This is a genomic window from Streptomyces sp. Je 1-4 4N24, assembly GCF_026239515.1.
Taxonomy (GTDB): Bacteria; Actinomycetota; Actinomycetes; order Streptomycetales; family Streptomycetaceae; genus Streptomyces; species Streptomyces nigrescens.
Genome location: NZ_CP110836.1, coordinates 7,457,858 through 7,474,196, shown reverse-complemented (window position 1 = coordinate 7,474,196; position 16,339 = coordinate 7,457,858). Strand labels below are relative to the sequence as shown.

General features: G+C 70.7%; 14 protein-coding genes. 3 read left to right on the top strand and 11 right to left on the bottom strand.

Annotation, left to right across the window (positions count from 1 at the left end):
• Nucleotides 1-118: 118 nt before the first annotated feature.
• From SLV14N_RS32710 to SLV14N_RS32685, 6 genes are all read right to left on the bottom strand, one after another.
• Nucleotides 119-946: a shikimate dehydrogenase gene (locus SLV14N_RS32710; RefSeq protein WP_263272242.1), complete on the bottom strand. Its 828-nt coding sequence runs from the start codon at nt 944-946 to the stop codon at nt 119-121.
• Nucleotides 943-2,607 carry an endolytic transglycosylase MltG gene (mltG, locus tag SLV14N_RS32705; protein ID WP_263272240.1) on the bottom strand — a complete coding sequence of 555 codons (1,665 nt, stop codon included), beginning with the start codon at nt 2,605-2,607 and terminating at the stop codon, nt 943-945. The genes SLV14N_RS32710 and mltG overlap by 4 nt, the downstream gene beginning before the upstream one ends.
• 127 nt (nt 2,608-2,734) lie before the next feature.
• Entirely contained in the window at nt 2,735-3,199 is a 465-nt protein-coding gene (gene ruvX, locus SLV14N_RS32700) for a Holliday junction resolvase RuvX (protein ID WP_208688203.1), read from the bottom strand.
• A gap of 14 nt (nt 3,200-3,213) precedes the next feature.
• Nucleotides 3,214-5,883 (bottom strand): alanine--tRNA ligase, encoded by a 2,670-nt coding sequence (alaS, locus tag SLV14N_RS32695; RefSeq protein WP_208685944.1) that lies wholly within the window; start codon nt 5,881-5,883, stop codon nt 3,214-3,216.
• Nucleotides 5,883-6,227: a DUF6167 family protein gene (locus SLV14N_RS32690; RefSeq protein WP_208685943.1), complete on the bottom strand. Its 345-nt coding sequence runs from the start codon at nt 6,225-6,227 to the stop codon at nt 5,883-5,885. Before SLV14N_RS32690 ends, alaS begins: the two co-directional genes overlap by 1 nt.
• Nucleotides 6,228-6,235: 8 nt before the next feature.
• Nucleotides 6,236-6,670, bottom strand: coding sequence for a DUF948 domain-containing protein (locus SLV14N_RS32685; protein ID WP_181018639.1), 435 nt, complete (start codon nt 6,668-6,670; stop codon nt 6,236-6,238).
• A 179-nt stretch (nt 6,671-6,849) separates the two neighbouring features.
• Between SLV14N_RS32685 and SLV14N_RS32680 the strand changes: the two genes are divergently transcribed.
• On the top strand, nt 6,850-9,048 hold the full coding sequence (locus tag SLV14N_RS32680; RefSeq protein WP_263272237.1) for an AAA family ATPase: 2,199 nt from the start codon (nt 6,850-6,852) through the stop codon (nt 9,046-9,048).
• 26 nt (nt 9,049-9,074) lie between these two features.
• Here the strand turns inward: SLV14N_RS32680 and rpsD are convergent, their stop codons facing one another.
• Entirely contained in the window at nt 9,075-9,686 is a 612-nt protein-coding gene (gene rpsD, locus SLV14N_RS32675) for a 30S ribosomal protein S4 (protein WP_127149924.1), read from the bottom strand.
• Nucleotides 9,687-9,868: 182 nt separating this feature from the next.
• Here rpsD and SLV14N_RS32670 point away from each other — a divergent pair, with 182 nt between their 5' ends.
• Entirely contained in the window at nt 9,869-10,621 is a 753-nt protein-coding gene (locus SLV14N_RS32670; protein ID WP_208688202.1) for a DUF2470 domain-containing protein, read from the top strand.
• Between the two features lie 80 nt (nt 10,622-10,701).
• Here SLV14N_RS32670 and SLV14N_RS32665 read toward each other — a convergent pair whose 3' ends face one another.
• The 4 genes from SLV14N_RS32665 to SLV14N_RS32650 form a co-directional block, all read right to left on the bottom strand.
• On the bottom strand, nt 10,702-12,072 hold the full coding sequence (locus SLV14N_RS32665) for a replication-associated recombination protein A (RefSeq protein ID WP_263272236.1): 1,371 nt from the start codon (nt 12,070-12,072) through the stop codon (nt 10,702-10,704).
• Nucleotides 12,073-12,166: 94 nt separating this feature from the next.
• Nucleotides 12,167-12,811 carry a vitamin K epoxide reductase family protein gene (locus SLV14N_RS32660; RefSeq protein WP_208685940.1) on the bottom strand — a complete coding sequence of 215 codons (645 nt, stop codon included), beginning with the start codon at nt 12,809-12,811 and terminating at the stop codon, nt 12,167-12,169.
• A 359-nt stretch (nt 12,812-13,170) separates the two neighbouring features.
• Complete coding sequence (gene hisS, locus SLV14N_RS32655) at nt 13,171-14,433, bottom strand: histidine--tRNA ligase (protein ID WP_208685939.1); 1,263 nt, start codon at nt 14,431-14,433, stop codon at nt 13,171-13,173.
• A gap of 11 nt (nt 14,434-14,444) precedes the next feature.
• A complete protein-coding gene (locus SLV14N_RS32650; RefSeq protein WP_208685938.1) occupies nt 14,445-15,158 on the bottom strand; it encodes an MBL fold metallo-hydrolase in 714 nt (237 codons plus the stop codon).
• 163 nt (nt 15,159-15,321) lie between these two features.
• Between SLV14N_RS32650 and SLV14N_RS32645 the strand changes: the two genes are divergently transcribed.
• Nucleotides 15,322-16,152, top strand: a complete 831-nt coding sequence (locus tag SLV14N_RS32645) for a peptidylprolyl isomerase (protein WP_263272233.1) — start codon at nt 15,322-15,324, stop codon at nt 16,150-16,152.
• The last annotated feature ends 187 nt before the right edge of the window (nt 16,153-16,339 follow it).

Sequence of the window (16,339 nt, the reverse complement as noted above, 5' to 3'; positions counted from 1 at the left end):
ACGGTCTTCCCCTGATCCTCCCACGTCGCGCGGGACGACCGGCGCCCAGTCCAGGGTGCGGACCGGGCGCGCGGGGACGTACGGGACGGACCGGGCGGACCGGGCCCGGCAGGGAGGGTCAGCGGGCGGCGAGCGCCACCTCGCCGGCCTTGCGCATCGCGGCCAGCGGCGCCGGTGACCGGCCCGTCATCTGCTCCACCTGCAGTACGGCCTGGTGGACCAGCAGGTCGAGGCCGCCGACCACGGCGCCGCCGCGGTCGGCCCAGGCCGTGGCCAGCGCCGTCGGCCAGGGCTCGTAGAGCACATCGAAGAGCGTGCCCGGCCGGTCGGGGACGGCGGCGGCGAGCGCGTCGGTGGTCCCCGCCGGGGTGGTGGCGATCGTCAACGGGGCCTCGAAGGCCGCGGCGGCGTCCTCCCAGGCGGCGGTGCGGACCGTGACCCCGAGCCGCTCGCCCCAGCCGCGCATCTCCTCGGCACGCGCCTCGCTGCGGACATACGCGGTGACCTCGCCGGTGCAGATCCGGGAGAGCGCGGCGAGCGCGGAGGAGGCGGTGGCGCCGGCGCCCAGGACCGACGCCCGCTCGACCTGCCGCACTCCGCGCTCGCGCAGTGCGGCGACCATGCCGGGGATGTCGGTGTTGTCGCCGAAGCGGCGCCCGTCGGCGGTGAGGACGACGGTGTTCACCGCCTCGACGGCGTCCGCGGTCGAGCTGATCTCGTCGAGCAGCGGGATCACCGCCCGCTTGAGCGGCATGGTCAGCGACAGGCCCGCCCACTCGGGACCGAGCGTCTCGAAAAACCCGGGCAATGCCGCCTCGTCGACCTCGAAACGGTCGTACGCCCAGCCCTCCAGCCCCAGTTCCGCGTAGGCGGCACGGTGCAGCACCGGGGAGAGGGAGTGGGCGATCGGGGAGCCGAGTACCGCAGCCCGACGGGTGGCGCTCATTCCTTGGCTTTCTCTTGTTCCTTGAGGTAAATGCGGCGGTTTCGTTCGTGCTGTTCGTTCGTCTCCGCGAACAGCGTCTTTTCCGGGTTGATCGAGACGAAGTAGTACCAGTTGCCCTTGGCCGGGTCGATCGCCGACCTGATGGCTTCCTCGCCCGGGTTGCCGATCGGGCCCGGCGGCAGTCCCTTGAACTTGTAGGTGTTGTAGGGATCGTTGAAGTTCCGCAGATCATCGACGGACCCGGTGTCCAGCGTGCTCTGGGACCTGGCGTAGTTCACCGTCGAGTCGAAGTCGAGCAGACCGTAGGTCTCGGTGTTGTCCGGCTTGAGACGGTTGTAGACGACCCGGGCGACCTTGACGAAGTCGTGCTTGTACTTGCCCTCGGCCTGGGTGAGGCTGGCGACGGTGAGCAGCTGCATCGGCGATTCGAGGTGCAGCTTCTGCGCGTTCCCCTCCAGGTCGTGCTTCTCGTAGACCTGGTTCGCCCGCGCCACCATCTGCTTCAGGACCGCCGCCGGCTCGGCCTTCTCCCCGACGCTGTAGGTCGACGGATAGAGGAAGCCCTCCAGCGGGTCCTTCAGCTTCGACGCGCTCTTGGCCCACGACGGCAGCCCGAGGTTCTTGGCCTCGGTCTTGGCGACGCCCTTGGTCGTACCCTTCTTGAGGCGGAGCTTGGTGTCGATGAGCTTGTAGACGTCGCCCGAGCGCAGCCCCTCACGGATCGTGAGGCCGTTGCGGCTCTTGGGGTCCACCATCAGCTCGATGGCCGAGGCCGCGGACATGTGCTTGCGCAGGGAATATGTCCCCGGCTGAAGGACTTTGTCCTTCTTGCTGTCGATAGCGGCCTCGGAGAAAGCGTCGGCGCTCTTGACCACGCCTGCCTTTTTGAGGGCCAGCCCCATCTGCAGGATCGTGGAATTCTCCGGGATGTCGACCTGGACCTCGCCGGCGCCCTCGCCCTCGTAGTCGGGGGCCGAGCCGAGGTGGCTCACGATGAAGTCATAGCCGAAATAGCCGACGGTGCCGACCGCTCCGGCGAAGAACAGGGTGACCACCAGGCAGGCCCGGCCACTGCGCCGCTTGTTCTTCTTGTTCTTCTTGCCGCGGCGCTCGCGGCCGCCCCGGCCCTCCTCGCGCGGATCGAGGTCGTCGCGGCCGTCGTCATCGCCGTGGTCCGCGAAGAACGCATGCTCCGGCTCCGGCTCGCGCGGGCCCGGATCGGCCCGCCAGTCGTCGCCGGCGCCCTCGTCGTAGTGCGGCTCCGGGTGCTGAGGGTGCTGCGGCTGCTGGTACTGCTGTTGCGGCTGCATTCCCTGCCGGCCCTGCATCCCCTGCTGATGCGGATGCCGGTGCTGCGGCGGATAGGCGTCCGGCGCGGCGTAGTAGTCGGGGTTCGTCCCGCCGTACGGGTCGGCCGGCGGCTGCTGCTGCCCGTAGGGGTCGTACGGGTCGTACGGCGGCTGCCCGCCCTGCGCACCGTCCCAGCCGCCGTTGTAGTGCTGCTGGGCATACGGGTCAGCCTGCTGCTGGGGATACCGGTGGGCCTGCTGTCCGTCCCACTGAGGCTGCTGCTCCTGGCTTCTGGAGGAACCCTGGTCTCCGTAGAGCGGGTCCTCGGGATGCCACGGTTCGGAGCCGTAGCCCCGGCCATACTCGGTCATCGATCCCCTAGAGCCGAGAGGCGGTGCACTCCGGCCTGGCAGCGCGCTTGCTGTACCCGATCCGCCTCTACTTGCACGCGCGGCTGTTCGAACGCCGCACATCGCGCGGAACGTTACCGTACCGCGATCAGATGACCACTTCGACGCTCTCGCCCGGAGGTTCCCCGGAGACGCGTTCGGTCTCCAGTGCGCTCTGCAGAATGACCACCGCGGCCGCCTGGTCGACCACCGAGCGGCCCTTCTTGCTCCGGACCCCCGAGGCCCGCAGGCCCTGGGTGGCCGTGACCGTCGACATCCGCTCGTCGACCAGCCGGACCCCTACGGGGTCGATGTTCCGGGCCATCTCCTGGGCGAAGGCCCGGACCTTGGCCGCGGCCGGCCCCTCTCCCCCACTGAGGGAGCGGGGCAGGCCGACCACGACTTCGAGGGGCTCGTACTCCTCGACGATCGCCTTGAGCCGACGGTGTGCTGACGGAACGTCACGTCCCGGCACGGTCTCGACGGGGGTGGCGAGGACCCCGTCGGGGTCGCACGAGGCGACCCCGATACGGGCGTCCCCGACATCCACGGCGATGCGCCGGCCGCGTCGCATCTCACTCACGCGCGTCAGGCCGCCTCGCCGACGAGGCGCTCGACGGCCTCGATGGCCTCGGGCACCGCGGCGGGGTTCTGGCCGCCGCCCTGGGCGACGTCCGGCTTGCCGCCGCCACCGCCGCCGAGCGTCTTGGCGGCCGTACGGACCAGTTCACCGGCCTTGATGCCGCGCTCGCGGGCGGCCTCGTTGGTGGCGATGACCGTCACCGGGCGGCCATTGGCGACCGAGAACAGCGCCACGACGACGGCACGGTCGCCCTGGATCCGGCCGCGGACGTCCAGCACCAGCTTGCGCAGATCGTCGGCGGAGGTGCCGTCCGGGACCTGCCCGGCGGCCAGCGCCACCCCGCGGACGTCCTTGGCGCCGTCGGCCAGCCCCGCGGCGGCCTGCAGCACCTTCTCGGCGCGGAACTTCTCGATCTCCTTCTCGGCGTCCTTCAGCTTGGCCAGGACACCGGAGATCTTCTCGGGCAGCTCCTCCGGGCGTCCCTTGACCAGCTCGGTGAGCTGGGAGACGACGGTGTGCTCCCGGGCCAGGAACTTGTAGGCGTCCACGCCGACCAGGGCCTCGACACGGCGCACACCGGAGCCGATGGAGGACTCGCCGAGCAGCTTCACCAGGCCCAGCTGAGCGGTGTTGTGGACGTGGGTGCCGCCGCACAGCTCCTTGGAGAAGTCGCCGATGGTGACGACCCGGACCCGGTCGCCGTACTTCTCGCCGAATTCGGCGATGGCGCCCTGCTTCTTGGCGTCCTCCATGCTCATGACCTCGGCATGGACGTCGAGCTCACGGGAGAGCACCTCGTTGATCTTCTGCTCGACGTCCGTGAGGACCCCGCCGGGCACGGCGGCCGGCGAGCCGAAGTCGAAGCGGAAGCGGCCCGGGGAGTTCTCCGAGCCGGCCTGCGCGGCCGTCGGGCCGAGGGCGTCGCGCAGCGCCTGGTGAGTGAGGTGGGTGGCGCTGTGGGCACGGGCGATGGCGCGCCGGCGGGTGACGTCGATGGTGGCGTACGCGGCCGAGCCGAGCACCACCTCGCCGACCTGGACGACGCCCTTGTGGACCGTGACCCCGGGCACCGGCTGCTGGACGTCACGGACCTCGACGACGGCGCCGGAGTCCAGCTTGATCCGGCCGGTGTCGGCGAGCTGGCCGCCACCCTCGGCGTAGAAGGGGGTGCGGTCCAGGACGACCTCGACCTCGTCGCCCTCGTGGGCGGCGGGGGCCGGGGCACCGTTGACCAGGAGGCCTACGAGCGTGGTCTCGCCCTCGGTGGCGCTGTAGCCGGTGAACTCCGTGCTGCCGGACTTGTCGGCGACCTCACGGTAGGCGGACAGGTCGGCGTGGCCGCTCTTCTTGGACTGGGCGTCGGCCTTGGCGCGCTCCCGCTGCTCCTTCATCAGGCGGCGGAAGCCGTCCTCGTCCACCGAGAGGCCCTGCTCGGCGGCCATTTCGAGGGTGAGGTCGATCGGGAAGCCCCAGGTGTCGTGGAGCAGGAAGGCCTTGTCGCCGGGCAGGACCGTGGAACCGGCGGACTTGGTGTCGGTGACGGCGCTGTCGAGGATGTTGGTGCCGGCCTTCAGCGTCTTGACGAAGGCGGCCTCCTCGGCGAGGGCGACCGTCTCGATACGGCGGCGGTCCTCCAGCAGCTCCGGGTACTGCTGGCCCATGGTCTTGATGACCACGTCCATCAGCTCGCCGATGACCAGCCCGGTGGCGCCGAGCAGCCGCATGTTGCGGATGGCGCGGCGCATGATGCGGCGCAGGACGTAGCCGCGGCCCTCGTTGCCGGGGGTGACACCGTCGCCGATGAGCATCGTGGACGTACGGATGTGGTCGGCGACGACGCGGAGCGAGACATCGGTGGAGTCGGAGGCGCCGTAGCGCACGCCGGAGAGCTCGGTGGCCTTGTCGATGACGACGCGCAGGGTGTCCGTCTCGTACATGTTCGGGACGTCCTGCAGGATCATCGCCAGGCGTTCGAGGCCGAGGCCGGTGTCGATGTTCTTGCTGGGCAGGTCGCCGAGGATCTCGAAGTCCTCCTTGCCGGTGCCCGCACCCCGCTCGTACTGCATGAAGACCAGGTTCCAGATCTCCACGTACCGCTCGTCGTTGACGGCCGGGCCACCCTCGACGCCGAACTCCGGACCGCGGTCGTAGTTGATCTCGGAGCACGGACCGCAGGGGCCCGGTACGCCCATGGACCAGTAGTTCTCCTTCTTGCCCAGACGCTGGATGCGCTCCTTGGGCACCCCGACGACCTCGTGCCAGATGCGCTCGGCCTCGTCGTCGTCGAGGTAGACGGTGATCCACAGACGCTCGGGGTCGAGGCCGTAGCCGCCCTCCGCCTGCGAGCCGGTCAGCAGCTCCCAGGCGTATTTGATGGCGCCTTCCTTGAAGTAGTCGCCGAAGGAGAAGTTGCCGCACATCTGGAAGAACGTGCCGTGCCGGGTGGTCTTGCCGACCTCTTCGATGTCCGGCGTACGGACGCACTTCTGGACGCTGGTGGCGCGCGGAGCCGGCGGCTTGACCTCACCGAGGAAGTACGGCTTGAAGGGGACCATGCCCGCGTTCACGAGGAGCAGCGTCGGGTCGTCCGCGATGAGCGACGCCGACGGCACGACGGTGTGCCCGCGCTCCTCGAAGAAGCGCAGCCAGCGGCGGCGGATTTCAGCCGACTCCATCAGTGGTCCTCTTTTCCAGTCGGTCCGGTCAGACCGGTGTGTCCGGTTGTTCTCGTGGTTCGGTACTGCGGTTCGAGCACCGCGCGGCGCGGTCCCGGCAGCTCGCGCACCTCGGCCGGCTCGCCGAGCCCCAGGGCGTCGTGCAGCTGTTCTTCACGGTCCGCCATTCCGGCTCGTACGTCCAATGCAAATTGGCGCAGCCGGTGTCCGGTCTCGACCGCCTTGTCCGCGGCCTGTGCGGCGAGGCTGTCGGGCTGCAGCTTGCGCAGCTTGCGGTGGACCTTGTTGGTGGCCCACACGCCGGCGGCGGCGCCGGTGGTGAACCAGAATGCGCGGCGGAACATCGCTGTGATCAGTCCTTGGAGCGACGGTTGCGGCGCCCGCCGCGGCGGGCGCCGGGCAGGGTACGGCCGAGGACGACGGTGCGCTTCGGCTCCGGTTCGCCCTTCTTGCCGATCGCGCGGCGCACGCCGTAGCCGAACGCCGCCACCTTGACCAGCGGGCCGCCGAAGGCGGAGGACACGGTCGAGGAGAGCGCGGAGGCGTTGGCGGTGACCTCTTGGACGTCGGCGGCGATGGCATCGACGCGGGCCAGCTGGGTGTGCGCGGAGCGGACCGTTGCGGAGGCGTCGGCGAGGAGGGGTACGGCCTTCTCGGACACCTCGGCCACCATCTTGGTGGTCGCCTTGAGCGTCTGCGCGAGCCTCACCAGCACGAGGGCGAGGAACGACACAAGGATCGCCCAGAAGACGGCCACGAGGATCCCGGCCACCTCTCCACCGGACACGTTGGCACCACTCTCCGACTGGTTTGGTCTGGTTCTCGTCCTGCTCGAACGGCAACCTTGACCTTATCGCGCCGTGACTGTCCGTCCGTACCCCGTTCCCGGTGGCGCGGAGCGGCCGCCAGGGGAATCCGGCAACGTGATTGTACGGTCCGCATCCTGCCGAGTACGCTCCGTGTGCCATGCGACGCCTCACGCGCCCCGGCCCCCTCTCCCGCCCTTCTTCCGAGCGTCTGCGGACGCCGGGCAGGCCGGGGAACCTTCCCGCGGAACTCAACCGCTTCATCGGCCGCGACGACGAACTGGCCGCGCTGGCACGGCAGCTGGAATCGGCCCGGCTGGTGACGCTCACCGGCCTCGGCGGCGTCGGCAAGTCCCGGCTCGCCGGCCATGGCGCAGCGATCTTGCAGGATCGCTTCTGCGATGGGGTGTGGCTGGTCGAACTGTCGTCCCTGCGCGAACCGCACCTCCTGGACCACACCGTCGCCGAGGCACTGGCGCTTGCCGACCACAGCGGCCGTCCGGTGCGCACCGCACTGTGCGACCACCTCGCCGGCCGGGAACTGCTGCTGATCCTGGACGGCTACGAGCATCTGGTCGACGCCTGTGCCGAACTGACCGCGGAGCTGCTGCGCCGCGCCCCCGGGCTGCGGGTACTGGCCGCCGGACGACGGCCGCTCGGGCTCACCGGCGAGCAGAATCTGGCGCTGGCGCCGTTGCACACCGCCGATGCGACCGCCCTGTTCACCGACCGCGCCGCGGCCGTGCTCGGCGGCTTCACCGTCGGGGCGGCCAACGAGGCGGCGGTCACCGAGCTCTGCGAGCGGCTGGACGGCATTCCGCTCGCGCTGGAGCTGGCCGCCGGACGGCTGCGCGCGCTGTCCGTGGACCAGGTGCTCCACCGGCTCGACGACCGCTTCCGGCTGCTGACCGGCACTGCCCGCGGTGCCCTGCCGCGCCACCAGACGCTGCGTACCGCGATCGGCTGGAGCCATGAGCTGTGCACACCCGAGGAGCGGCTGCTGTGGGCGCGCCTGTCGGTCTTCGCCGGGCAGTTCGACCTGGAGGCGGTCGAATACGTCTGCTCGGGCCCGGAGCTGCCGGCCGGTGAACTCCTCGACGTCATCACGGAGTTGGTCGCCCAGTCGGTGCTGGTGCGGGAGGAGACCGCGGCCGGGGTGCGCTACCGGATGCTGGACACCGTACGGGCCTACGGCGCGGGCTGGCTGGCGGCGACCCCCGACGGCGACCGGCTGCGGCGCCGGCACCGCGACTGGTATCTGGGGCTGGCCACCTGGTGCGAACTGGACTGGTTCAGCTCCCGGCAGGCCGAGATCGCGGCCCGGATCGAGGCCGAGCTGCCCAATCTGCGGGTGGCGCTGGAGCAGAGCCTGGAGTGCCCCGCCGATACGCACCTGGGCCAGTACCTGGCGGGCACCCTGTGGTTCTACTGGGTGGGCTGCGGCCGGCTCTCCGAGGGCCGGCACTGGCTGGACCGGGCCCTGGAGCTGGAGAGCGACCACGACGACGCACGGTTGAAGGCGCTGTGGGTGGCCGGCTATGTCGCGGTGCTCCAGGGGGACACCGTCGGCGCACTGGGGGCCCTGCAGGAGTGCCGCGACGAGGCCGAGCGGACCGGCAACGCCACCGCGGCCGCCTATGCCCTGCACCGCACCGGCTGTCTGGCGCTGGTCTGCGACGACATGCCGCGCGCCGAGGAACTGCTGCGCGGGGCGCTGCGGCGCTACCGGGAGATCGGTGAGCTCAACAGCAATGTGCTGCTGGGGCAGGTCGAGCTGGCGATGGCGGTGGCCTTCCGGGGCGAGCCGGCGGACGCGGTACGGCTGTGCGAGGACGTCCTGGAGGTGTGTGAGGACCACGGGGAGCGCTGGACGCGGGCCTACGCCCAGTTCGTGCTGGCGTACGCGTCCTGGTCGCGGGGCGACGGCGAGCGGGCCCGGGCCCTGCTGGAGGAGTCCCTGGCCGTCCATCACGCCTTTCACGACCTGCTGGGCGTGGTGCTGGCGATCGAGCTGCTGGCGATGGTGACGCTCGGCGAGGGGGACGCGGAGGAGGCGGCGGTGCTCCAGGGCGCCGCGGGGCGGATCTGGCCGTCGGTGGGGCTGCCGCTGTTCGGTTCGCGCTACTTCCGCCGGCCGCATGCGCTGTGCGAGGAACAGGCGCGGCAACGGCTGGGCGCCGAGCACTACGGGCGTGCCCTGCGCACGGGCGAGCGGCTCGGCCTGGACGCGACGGTGGCCCGGGTCCTGCGGCCCGCCGGTCCGGTGCCCGCCCCGCACCGGACGGTGCGCCTCGTGCCGCCGGACACGAACGAGCCCGCCGCCTCCCCCTCCGCGAGCGGCGGGGAGACGGCGGGCTGAGCGCGGTGCTGCGCCTGCTGTGGTGCTTAGCGGGCGTAGTACTCGACGACGAGCTGCTCGTCGCAGATCACCGGGATCTCCTTGCGGTTCGGGTCCCGGTCGAGGCGGAACGCCAGAGCCGGCAGGTTGACCTCGAGGTAGCGCGGGGTCTCACCGTCGGTGTCGTAGCCACCCTCGCGGGCGACCTGGAAGGGGTGCTTCTCGCGGCTGCGCTCGCGGACCATCACGACGTCGCCGGGGCGGACGCGGAAGGACGGCTTGTCGACCTTGCGGTCGTTCACCGAGATGTGGCCGTGGACGACCATCTGGCGAGCCTGGTAGATCGTCCGGGCGATGCCCGAACGCAGGACGAGCGCGTCCAGACGGCGCTCAAGCTCGATGATCAGCGCTTCGCCGGTCTTGCCTTCGACCTTCCGAGCGCGGTCGTAGGCACGCGCCATCTGGCGCTCGCTGATGTCGTACTGCGCGCGCAGACGCTGCTTCTCGAGCAGACGGACCTTGTAGTCACTGTTCTGCTTGCGGCCACGGCCGTGCTCGCCGGGCGGGTAGGGACGGGCCTCGAAGTACTTGACGGCCTTCGGCGTCAGCGCGATGCCGAGCGCACGGGACTTCTTGACCTTGGGACGCGACTGGTTCACGTGGAACGGACCTCCGTGTAAGTTAGGTGAGGCTTACCTTAGCGCGAGGAGAACGCATGTTTCGACCTGGGATCCCCCTGCCCGGTGCACACCGCACCGAGGCGGGTCAGCCGCGTCCCGTGGAAGACGCCCAGCAGCCCACTGCCGCCGAGCGCGTACGAACCCTCGTCGAGTCCAATGGTATGGCGTCTCTGGACATCCCCGGTGTCGAGGACCCCGACGAGACCGGCCTCTCGGCGCCGGTCTGCCGGACCGTGACACCCGATGGAGACGTGCTGTTGCTGGTTTCCGGCGACTCTGCGGCGGCTCGGGCGGCGGCACACGCACAGGACGACGACCTGACAGCCGTGATGGAGATCACGGATGTCGCGCCGGTTTCGGTGCCCCATCGCATCCGTGGACGGGCCTGGGTGGCCGGCTGGCTCACCCCCGTCCGCAACGAGCAGCGCGCCGAGGCCGCGATGCTGCTCGCGGAGCGGCACCCGGTCGGCGAGCTGCTCGGCATCGGCGAGGCACTGCAGCCGGACCCCGCTCCGGGCCTGTACGGGCGGACCGCCTGGATGATGCTGCGCCTGGAGGTCGGCGAGGGCGCGGTGGACGATCTGTGGGGCTCCGAGTCCGTCGAGCCGGACGACTTCGCCGACGCGGCCCCCGATCCGCTGGCGGCCCACGAGGCGGAGCTGCTGCAGCATCTGCACGCCGCGCACAGCGAGCAGGTGCGCGGGCTGTGCGCCCTGCTGGGCGACCGCGGGGACGTCTGCGGGCTGCGCGGCCGGGCCGTGCCGGTGGGCCTGGACCGCTTCGGGCTGCGGGTCCGCTTCACGGACGCCGAGCAGCACTCCTTCGACGCACGGTTCGACTTCCCCGAGCCCGTCCGGGACGTGGCGGAGCTGCGGCGGGCGATGCATCTCCTCTTCGAGGCGGCCGCCGAGTAGTCCGGGGCCGCCGCCCGCCGGCGGGCGGTGCCCGGTCGGTCGGCCGACGGCACCGGCGCCCGGCCCGGCCGCCGGCGGGGCTACTCGGCGGCGCTCTCGCCGGAGTCCGCGCGCAGGCGCACCCGGACCCGCTCGACGACATCGGCGTAGCGCGCCTCCGCACCATGGCGGGTGGGCTCGTAATAGCGCTTGCCGTGCACCTCGTCCGGCGCATACTGCTGGGCCGCGATACCGCCCGGCAGGTCGTGCGGATACTGATAGCCCTGGCCGTGGCCGAGCTTCTGGGCGCCCTTGTAGTGGGCGTCGCGCAGATGCGGCGGCACCGCACCCGCCTGACCGGCCCGGACGTCCGCCAGCGCGGCGTCGATGGCCAGATACGCGGCGTTCGACTTCGGCGCCAGGGCGAGCGCGATGGTGGCCTGGCTCAGCGTGATCCGCGCCTCCGGGAAGCCGATCATCGCCACGGCCTGGGCGGCGGCGACCGCGGTCTGCAGGGCCGTCGGATCGGCCAGCCCGATGTCCTCGCTCGCCGAGATCATCAGCCGGCGGGCGATGAACCGCGGGTCCTCCCCCGCCTCGATCATGCGCGCCAGGTAGTGCAGCGCGGCGTCGACGTCCGAGCCCCGGATGGACTTGATCAGCGCGCTGGCGACGTCGTAGTGCTGATCGCCGTCCCGGTCGTACTTGACCGCGGCCCGGTCGACGGACTCCTCCAGCGTCTGGAGGGTGATCTCCTTCTCCCCCTTGGCCAGCGCGGAACCGGCACCGGCCTCCAGGGCCGTCAGCGCGCGCCGCGCATCACCGCCCGCGATCCGCAGCAGATGCCCCTCGGTGTCCTCGGGGAGGGTCACCGCACCCGCCAGCCCGCGCGCATCGGTCAGCGCCCGCCGCAGCAGCCCGCGCAGATCGTCGTCCGTGAGGGGTTCGAGGGTCAGCAGCAGCGAGCGGGAGAGCAGCGGCGAGATCACCGAGAAGTACGGATTCTCGGTCGTCGCGGCGATCAGGGTGACCCAGCGGTTCTCCACGGCCGGGAGCAGGGAGTCCTGCTGGGCCTTGCTGAAGCGGTGGATCTCGTCGAGGAAGAGGACGGTCTCCTTGCCGTAGCCGCCCGAGGCGCGCCGCGCGCCGTCGATGACCGCGCGGACCTCCTTGACGCCTGCCGTGATCGCCGAGAGCTCCACGAAGCGCTTGTTCGTCGCCTGGCTGACGACATACGCCAGGGTCGTCTTGCCGATGCCCGGCGGACCCCACAGGAACACCGAGGACGGCCCGGCCGGTCCTCCGTTGCCCTCGCCCACCAGCCGGCGCAACGGCGAGCCCGGCTTGAGCAGATGCTGCTGGCCCACGACTTCGTCGAGGGTGCGCGGGCGCATCCGGACGGCGAGCGGGGACCCCGCGGGGTCCTTCTCCTGGCGGTCTTCGGCAGCGGCGGTGAACAGGTCGGGCTCCACGATCACGAGCCTAAGCCACCCCACTGACAACGCCCCGGCCGCCGTCAGGAGCGGGCCGGGGCGTCAGGGCCGGACAAGCGGGCCGAGGGGCGTCCTAGAGCAGAGTGCTCCAGTACGTCGACCACCACCTGGTGAGGATCAGCAGCGCGATCACGCCGTACCAGAGCACCGGGACGACCCAGTGGAACTCCAGCACCACCCGGCGCAGCCCCGCGGGGGCCGGGATGATGCCGTGCTTGAGGTTGTGCACGGTGGTGTACCAGAACATCAGGATGGTGACGCACCAGGTCAGCGTGCACCACAGGCACAGCGAGTTGATGTGGTACAGCGACTGGACCATCAGCCACATGCAGAAGACCACGGCGAGCCCGGTGCCGATGTTCAGCCCGGCCCAGTACCAGCGGCGGAAGCGGGCGCCCGCCAGCAGGGCCATACCGATCGCGATGACCACGCCGAAGCCGACCAGCCCGGCCATCGGGTTCGGGAAGCCGAAGACGTCCGCCTGCTTGCTCTGCATGATGTTGGTGCAGGAGATGATCGGGTTGAACGTGCAGGCCGGCTTGTAGTTCGGGTTCTTCAGCAGCTCGAACTTGTCCAGGGTGATGATCCAGGACGCGAGGATGCCCAGCGCGCCGGTGATCACCAGGAGCAGGGAGAAGCCGCGACCCGAGCCGATAGTGCCCGTGCCGCTCGCGCGGTCGTCGTCGGTGGACACGTCGTCAAGCTCTGTCGTCGTCATATCGCCGTTCCGTCGATCCCTCGGGAGATGGGGCTGAGCACGGGCCCGGTCGCGGGCACGCCGTTCATTCTGCCCCAACTCCACCATGACCCACTGTGCGACGAACATAAAGAAGAGCCCTCCGCACACAGCGTTCTCTCAGCTTCGCTCCACTCCCGCCTGCCCTGCCCGCCCGCCCGGCGGCCGGCCACCGCGGGTGCTGCCGGGCCGGAATCCCTTCGCCGGGATGAATGCGCGGCGGGCGTTGACCCCGGGCGCCCGGCGACGCGGAAGCCCGGCCCAGCGGAAGACCCGGCACATACGAAGGGCCCGGACGGCCGATCGCCGTCCGGGCCCCTCGGGGTCCGCCGTCCCGCGGCTCAGCCCAGCGTGCGCCGGACCTCCTCGGCCACGGTGTCCAGCGCGACCGCGGTCTGCTCACCGCTCTCCAGGTCCTTGAGCTGGACGACGCCCTCGGCCAGGTCCCGCTCACCCGCCACCAGCGCCAGCCGCGCGCCGGAGCGGTTGGCGGACTTCATGGCGTTCTTCAGGCCCTTGCCGCCGAACGCGAAGTCGGTGGCGACACCGGCCCGCCGCAGCTCGGTGACCACACCGAACAGCACCCGGCGGGCCTCCTCGCCCAGCGGCACCGCGTACACGGCCGTGGCGGCGGGGATGTCGAGCGTGATGCCCTCCGCCTCCAGCGCCAGCACCGTACGGTCGACGCCCAGCGCCCAGCCGACGGACGGCAGCGCGGGGCCGCCGATCATCTCGGACAGACCGTCGTAGCGGCCGCCGCCGCCCACCGCGGACTGCGAGCCGAGGCCGTCGTGGACGAACTCGAAGGTGGTGCGGGTGTAGTAGTCCAGGCCGCGGACCAGCTTCTCGTCGTCCTCGAAGGCCACTCCCGCCGCGGTCAGCAGCTCACGCACCTGCTCGTGGTACGCCTTGCAGGCCTCGCAGAGGTAGTCGCGGAGCTTGGGCGCCCCGTCGAGCTGCTTCTGCACGGACTCGCGCTTGTCGTCCAGGACGCGCAGCGGGTTGATGTCGACCCTGCGCCGGGTGTCCTCGTCCAGGTCGAGCCCTCGCAGGAAGTCCTGCAGCGCGGCGCGGTAGACGGGGCGGCACTCCTTGTCGCCCAGGGAGTTGAGCAGGATGCGGAAGTTCCGCAGCCCCAGCGCGCGGTAGGCCTGGTCGGCCAGGATGATCAACTCGGCGTCCAGCGCCGGGTCCTCGGCACCGATGGCCTCGGCGCCGACCTGGGAGAAGTGGCGGTAACGGCCCTTCTGCGGACGCTCGTAGCGGTAGTACGAGCCGGAGTACCAGAGCTTGACCGGGAGGTTGCCCGCCTTGTGGAGGCTGGCCTCCAGTGCGGCGCGCAGCACGGACGCGGTGCCCTCGGGGCGCAGCGCCAGCTGGTCGCCGCCCTTGGTCTCGAAGGCGTACATCTCCTTGGTCACGATGTCGGTGGACTCACCGACGCCGCGCGCGAACAGCTCGACACTCTCGAAACCGGGCGTCTCGATGTAGCCGTACCCGGAGTTCCTCAGCGGCGCGGCGATCGCCTCGCGCACCGCGAGATAGGTGGCGGACTGCGGCGGAATCAGGTCGTACGTGCCCTTGGGGGCCTTGAAGGTGCTCACGGAAGGTCTCGTCACATTCCTCGTCGTGGAGCGGCGCTGAAGCCGTCTCCGAGGCCGGCGGCCACTTCCCGCAGGAAGGGGTTGGTGGCGCGCTCGCGGCCGATGGTGGTCTGGGGGCCGTGGCCGGACAGGACGACGGTCGAGTCCTCCAGCGGCAGGCACACACGCGCCAGCGACTGCAGGATCTCGGCGTGGTCGCCGCCCGGCAGATCGGTGCGTCCGATGGAGCCGGCGAAGAGCAGGTCGCCAGAGAAGAAGACCGGCGGAATGTCGGCCTGCTCGGGCATCCTGAACGTCACCGACCCCTTGGTATGGCCCGGGGCGTGCGCGACGGAGAACTCCATCCCGGCGAGTTCCAGGGCGGCACCGTCGCTCAGCTCCTTGACGTCGTCCGGCTCCCCCACGGTGAGTTCGCCCATGAGCTGCTGACCGATGGAGCGGCCGAGGGCCTTCTCCGGGTCGCTCATCATGAAGCGGTCCGAGGGGTGGATCCAGGCCGGGACATCGTGCGCGCCGCACACCGGGACCACGGAGGCGACATGGTCGATGTGGCCATGGGTGAGAACGACCGCGACGGGCTTGAGCCGATGCTTTGCGACCGCGTCCTCGACGCCTTGGGCCGCCTGGTGGCCCGGGTCGATGATGACGCACTCCTCGCCGGCGGCGGGGGCGACCAAGTAGCAGTTGGTGCCCCAGGCCCCGGCGGGGAACCCGGCAATCAGCACGTTCGTCCTTAAAGGTCGGTGGTGGGGGTCGGTCCGCGGGGACCGCTCCCGGACATCTCGGCAGCTCCAGAGCCTACCGGCGGGACTCCCGGCAGGGCGAACCCGTATACGGTACGGCCACGGCGGACGACAGCGATCGGTGATCGGACGAAGGAGACGACCGGTGGTCAGCAGAGATCAGCGGAGACGGCAGCTCGCCAGGGAGAAGTACGAGCGCCAGCAGCAACGGCGGTCCGCGGCACAGCGGAAGACCAAACGCCGCAATGTGGTCATCGCGTCCGCCGTGGCCGTCGCACTGGCCGCCGGCGTCACCGCCTATGCCTCCACCGCGCCGGCCGGCAACGACCAGGACTCCGACCGGGCGGCGGCGACCCCGCCCCCCTCCAAGGCGCCGGACCCGTGCGGCAAGCCCGCCAAGGGCGCGCCCTCCACCAAGACCTGGAAGAAGGAGCCGGCGATGTCCCTCGACACCTCGGCCTCCTACTCCGCGAAGCTGGCGACGACCTGCGGCACGATCGAGCTGAAGCTGGACGCCGGCAAGGCGCCGCACACAGTCAACTCCTTCGCCTTCCTGGCCGGCCAGGGCTACTTCGACCACAGCAAGTGCCACCGCCTGGTCGACCAGGGCCTCTACGTCCTGCAGTGCGGCGACCCGAAGGGCACCGGCCAGGGCACCCCCGGCTACACCATCCCGGACGAGAACCTCAAGGACTCCCGGCTCAAGGGCGGTGTCTATCCGGCGGGCACGGTCGCGATGGCCAACCGTTATGACGGCCGGAGCGACAAGACCCGCAACTCCGGCGGCAGCCAGTTCTTCCTCGTCTACCAGGACAGCAAGCTGCCTCCGAACTACACACCGTTCGGCACCGTCACCGGCGGTATGGACGTGCTGAAGAAGATCGCCAAGGCCGGTTCGACGCCCGACCCGCAGACCCGCAACACCGCGCCGAACGCCACCGTGGTGATCGACAAGGCAACCGTCAAAAAGTCCTGACCTGCTGGTCGACCTGGGGGTGGTGCATCGGCGCTCGCTGTACGAACCGCGGAATTTCGGTCGTGCTGGATGCGGACAGCCGACCGCCGGTCGCCTAGATTGGCGTTGTGTAGGGTGCCTGCTCCGACGGCTGCCACCCTCACCCGCAATTCAGCCCGTCGGACCGGTCAGGGCGCGGCTCTGCCGG

Bases quoted from the DNA above. Each gene is read 5' to 3' on its own strand.
- alaS (WP_208685944.1), bottom strand. From the start codon at position 5,883: ATGGAGTCGGCTGAAATCCGCCGCCGCTGGCTGCGCTTCTTCGAGGAG.
- SLV14N_RS32660 (WP_208685940.1), bottom strand. From the start codon at position 12,811: ATGACGACGACAGAGCTTGACGACGTGTCCACCGACGACGACCGCGCG.
- mltG (WP_263272240.1), bottom strand. From the start codon at position 2,607: ATGACCGAGTATGGCCGGGGCTACGGCTCCGAACCGTGGCATCCCGAG.
- ruvX (WP_208688203.1), bottom strand. From the start codon at position 3,199: ATGCGACGCGGCCGGCGCATCGCCGTGGATGTCGGGGACGCCCGTATC.
- SLV14N_RS32710 (WP_263272242.1), bottom strand. From the start codon at position 946: ATGAGCGCCACCCGTCGGGCTGCGGTACTCGGCTCCCCGATCGCCCAC.
- SLV14N_RS32690 (WP_208685943.1), bottom strand. From the start codon at position 6,227: ATGTTCCGCCGCGCATTCTGGTTCACCACCGGCGCCGCCGCCGGCGTG.
- SLV14N_RS32680 (WP_263272237.1), top strand. From the start codon at position 6,850: ATGCGACGCCTCACGCGCCCCGGCCCCCTCTCCCGCCCTTCTTCCGAG.
- SLV14N_RS32670 (WP_208688202.1), top strand. From the start codon at position 9,869: ATGGCGTCTCTGGACATCCCCGGTGTCGAGGACCCCGACGAGACCGGC.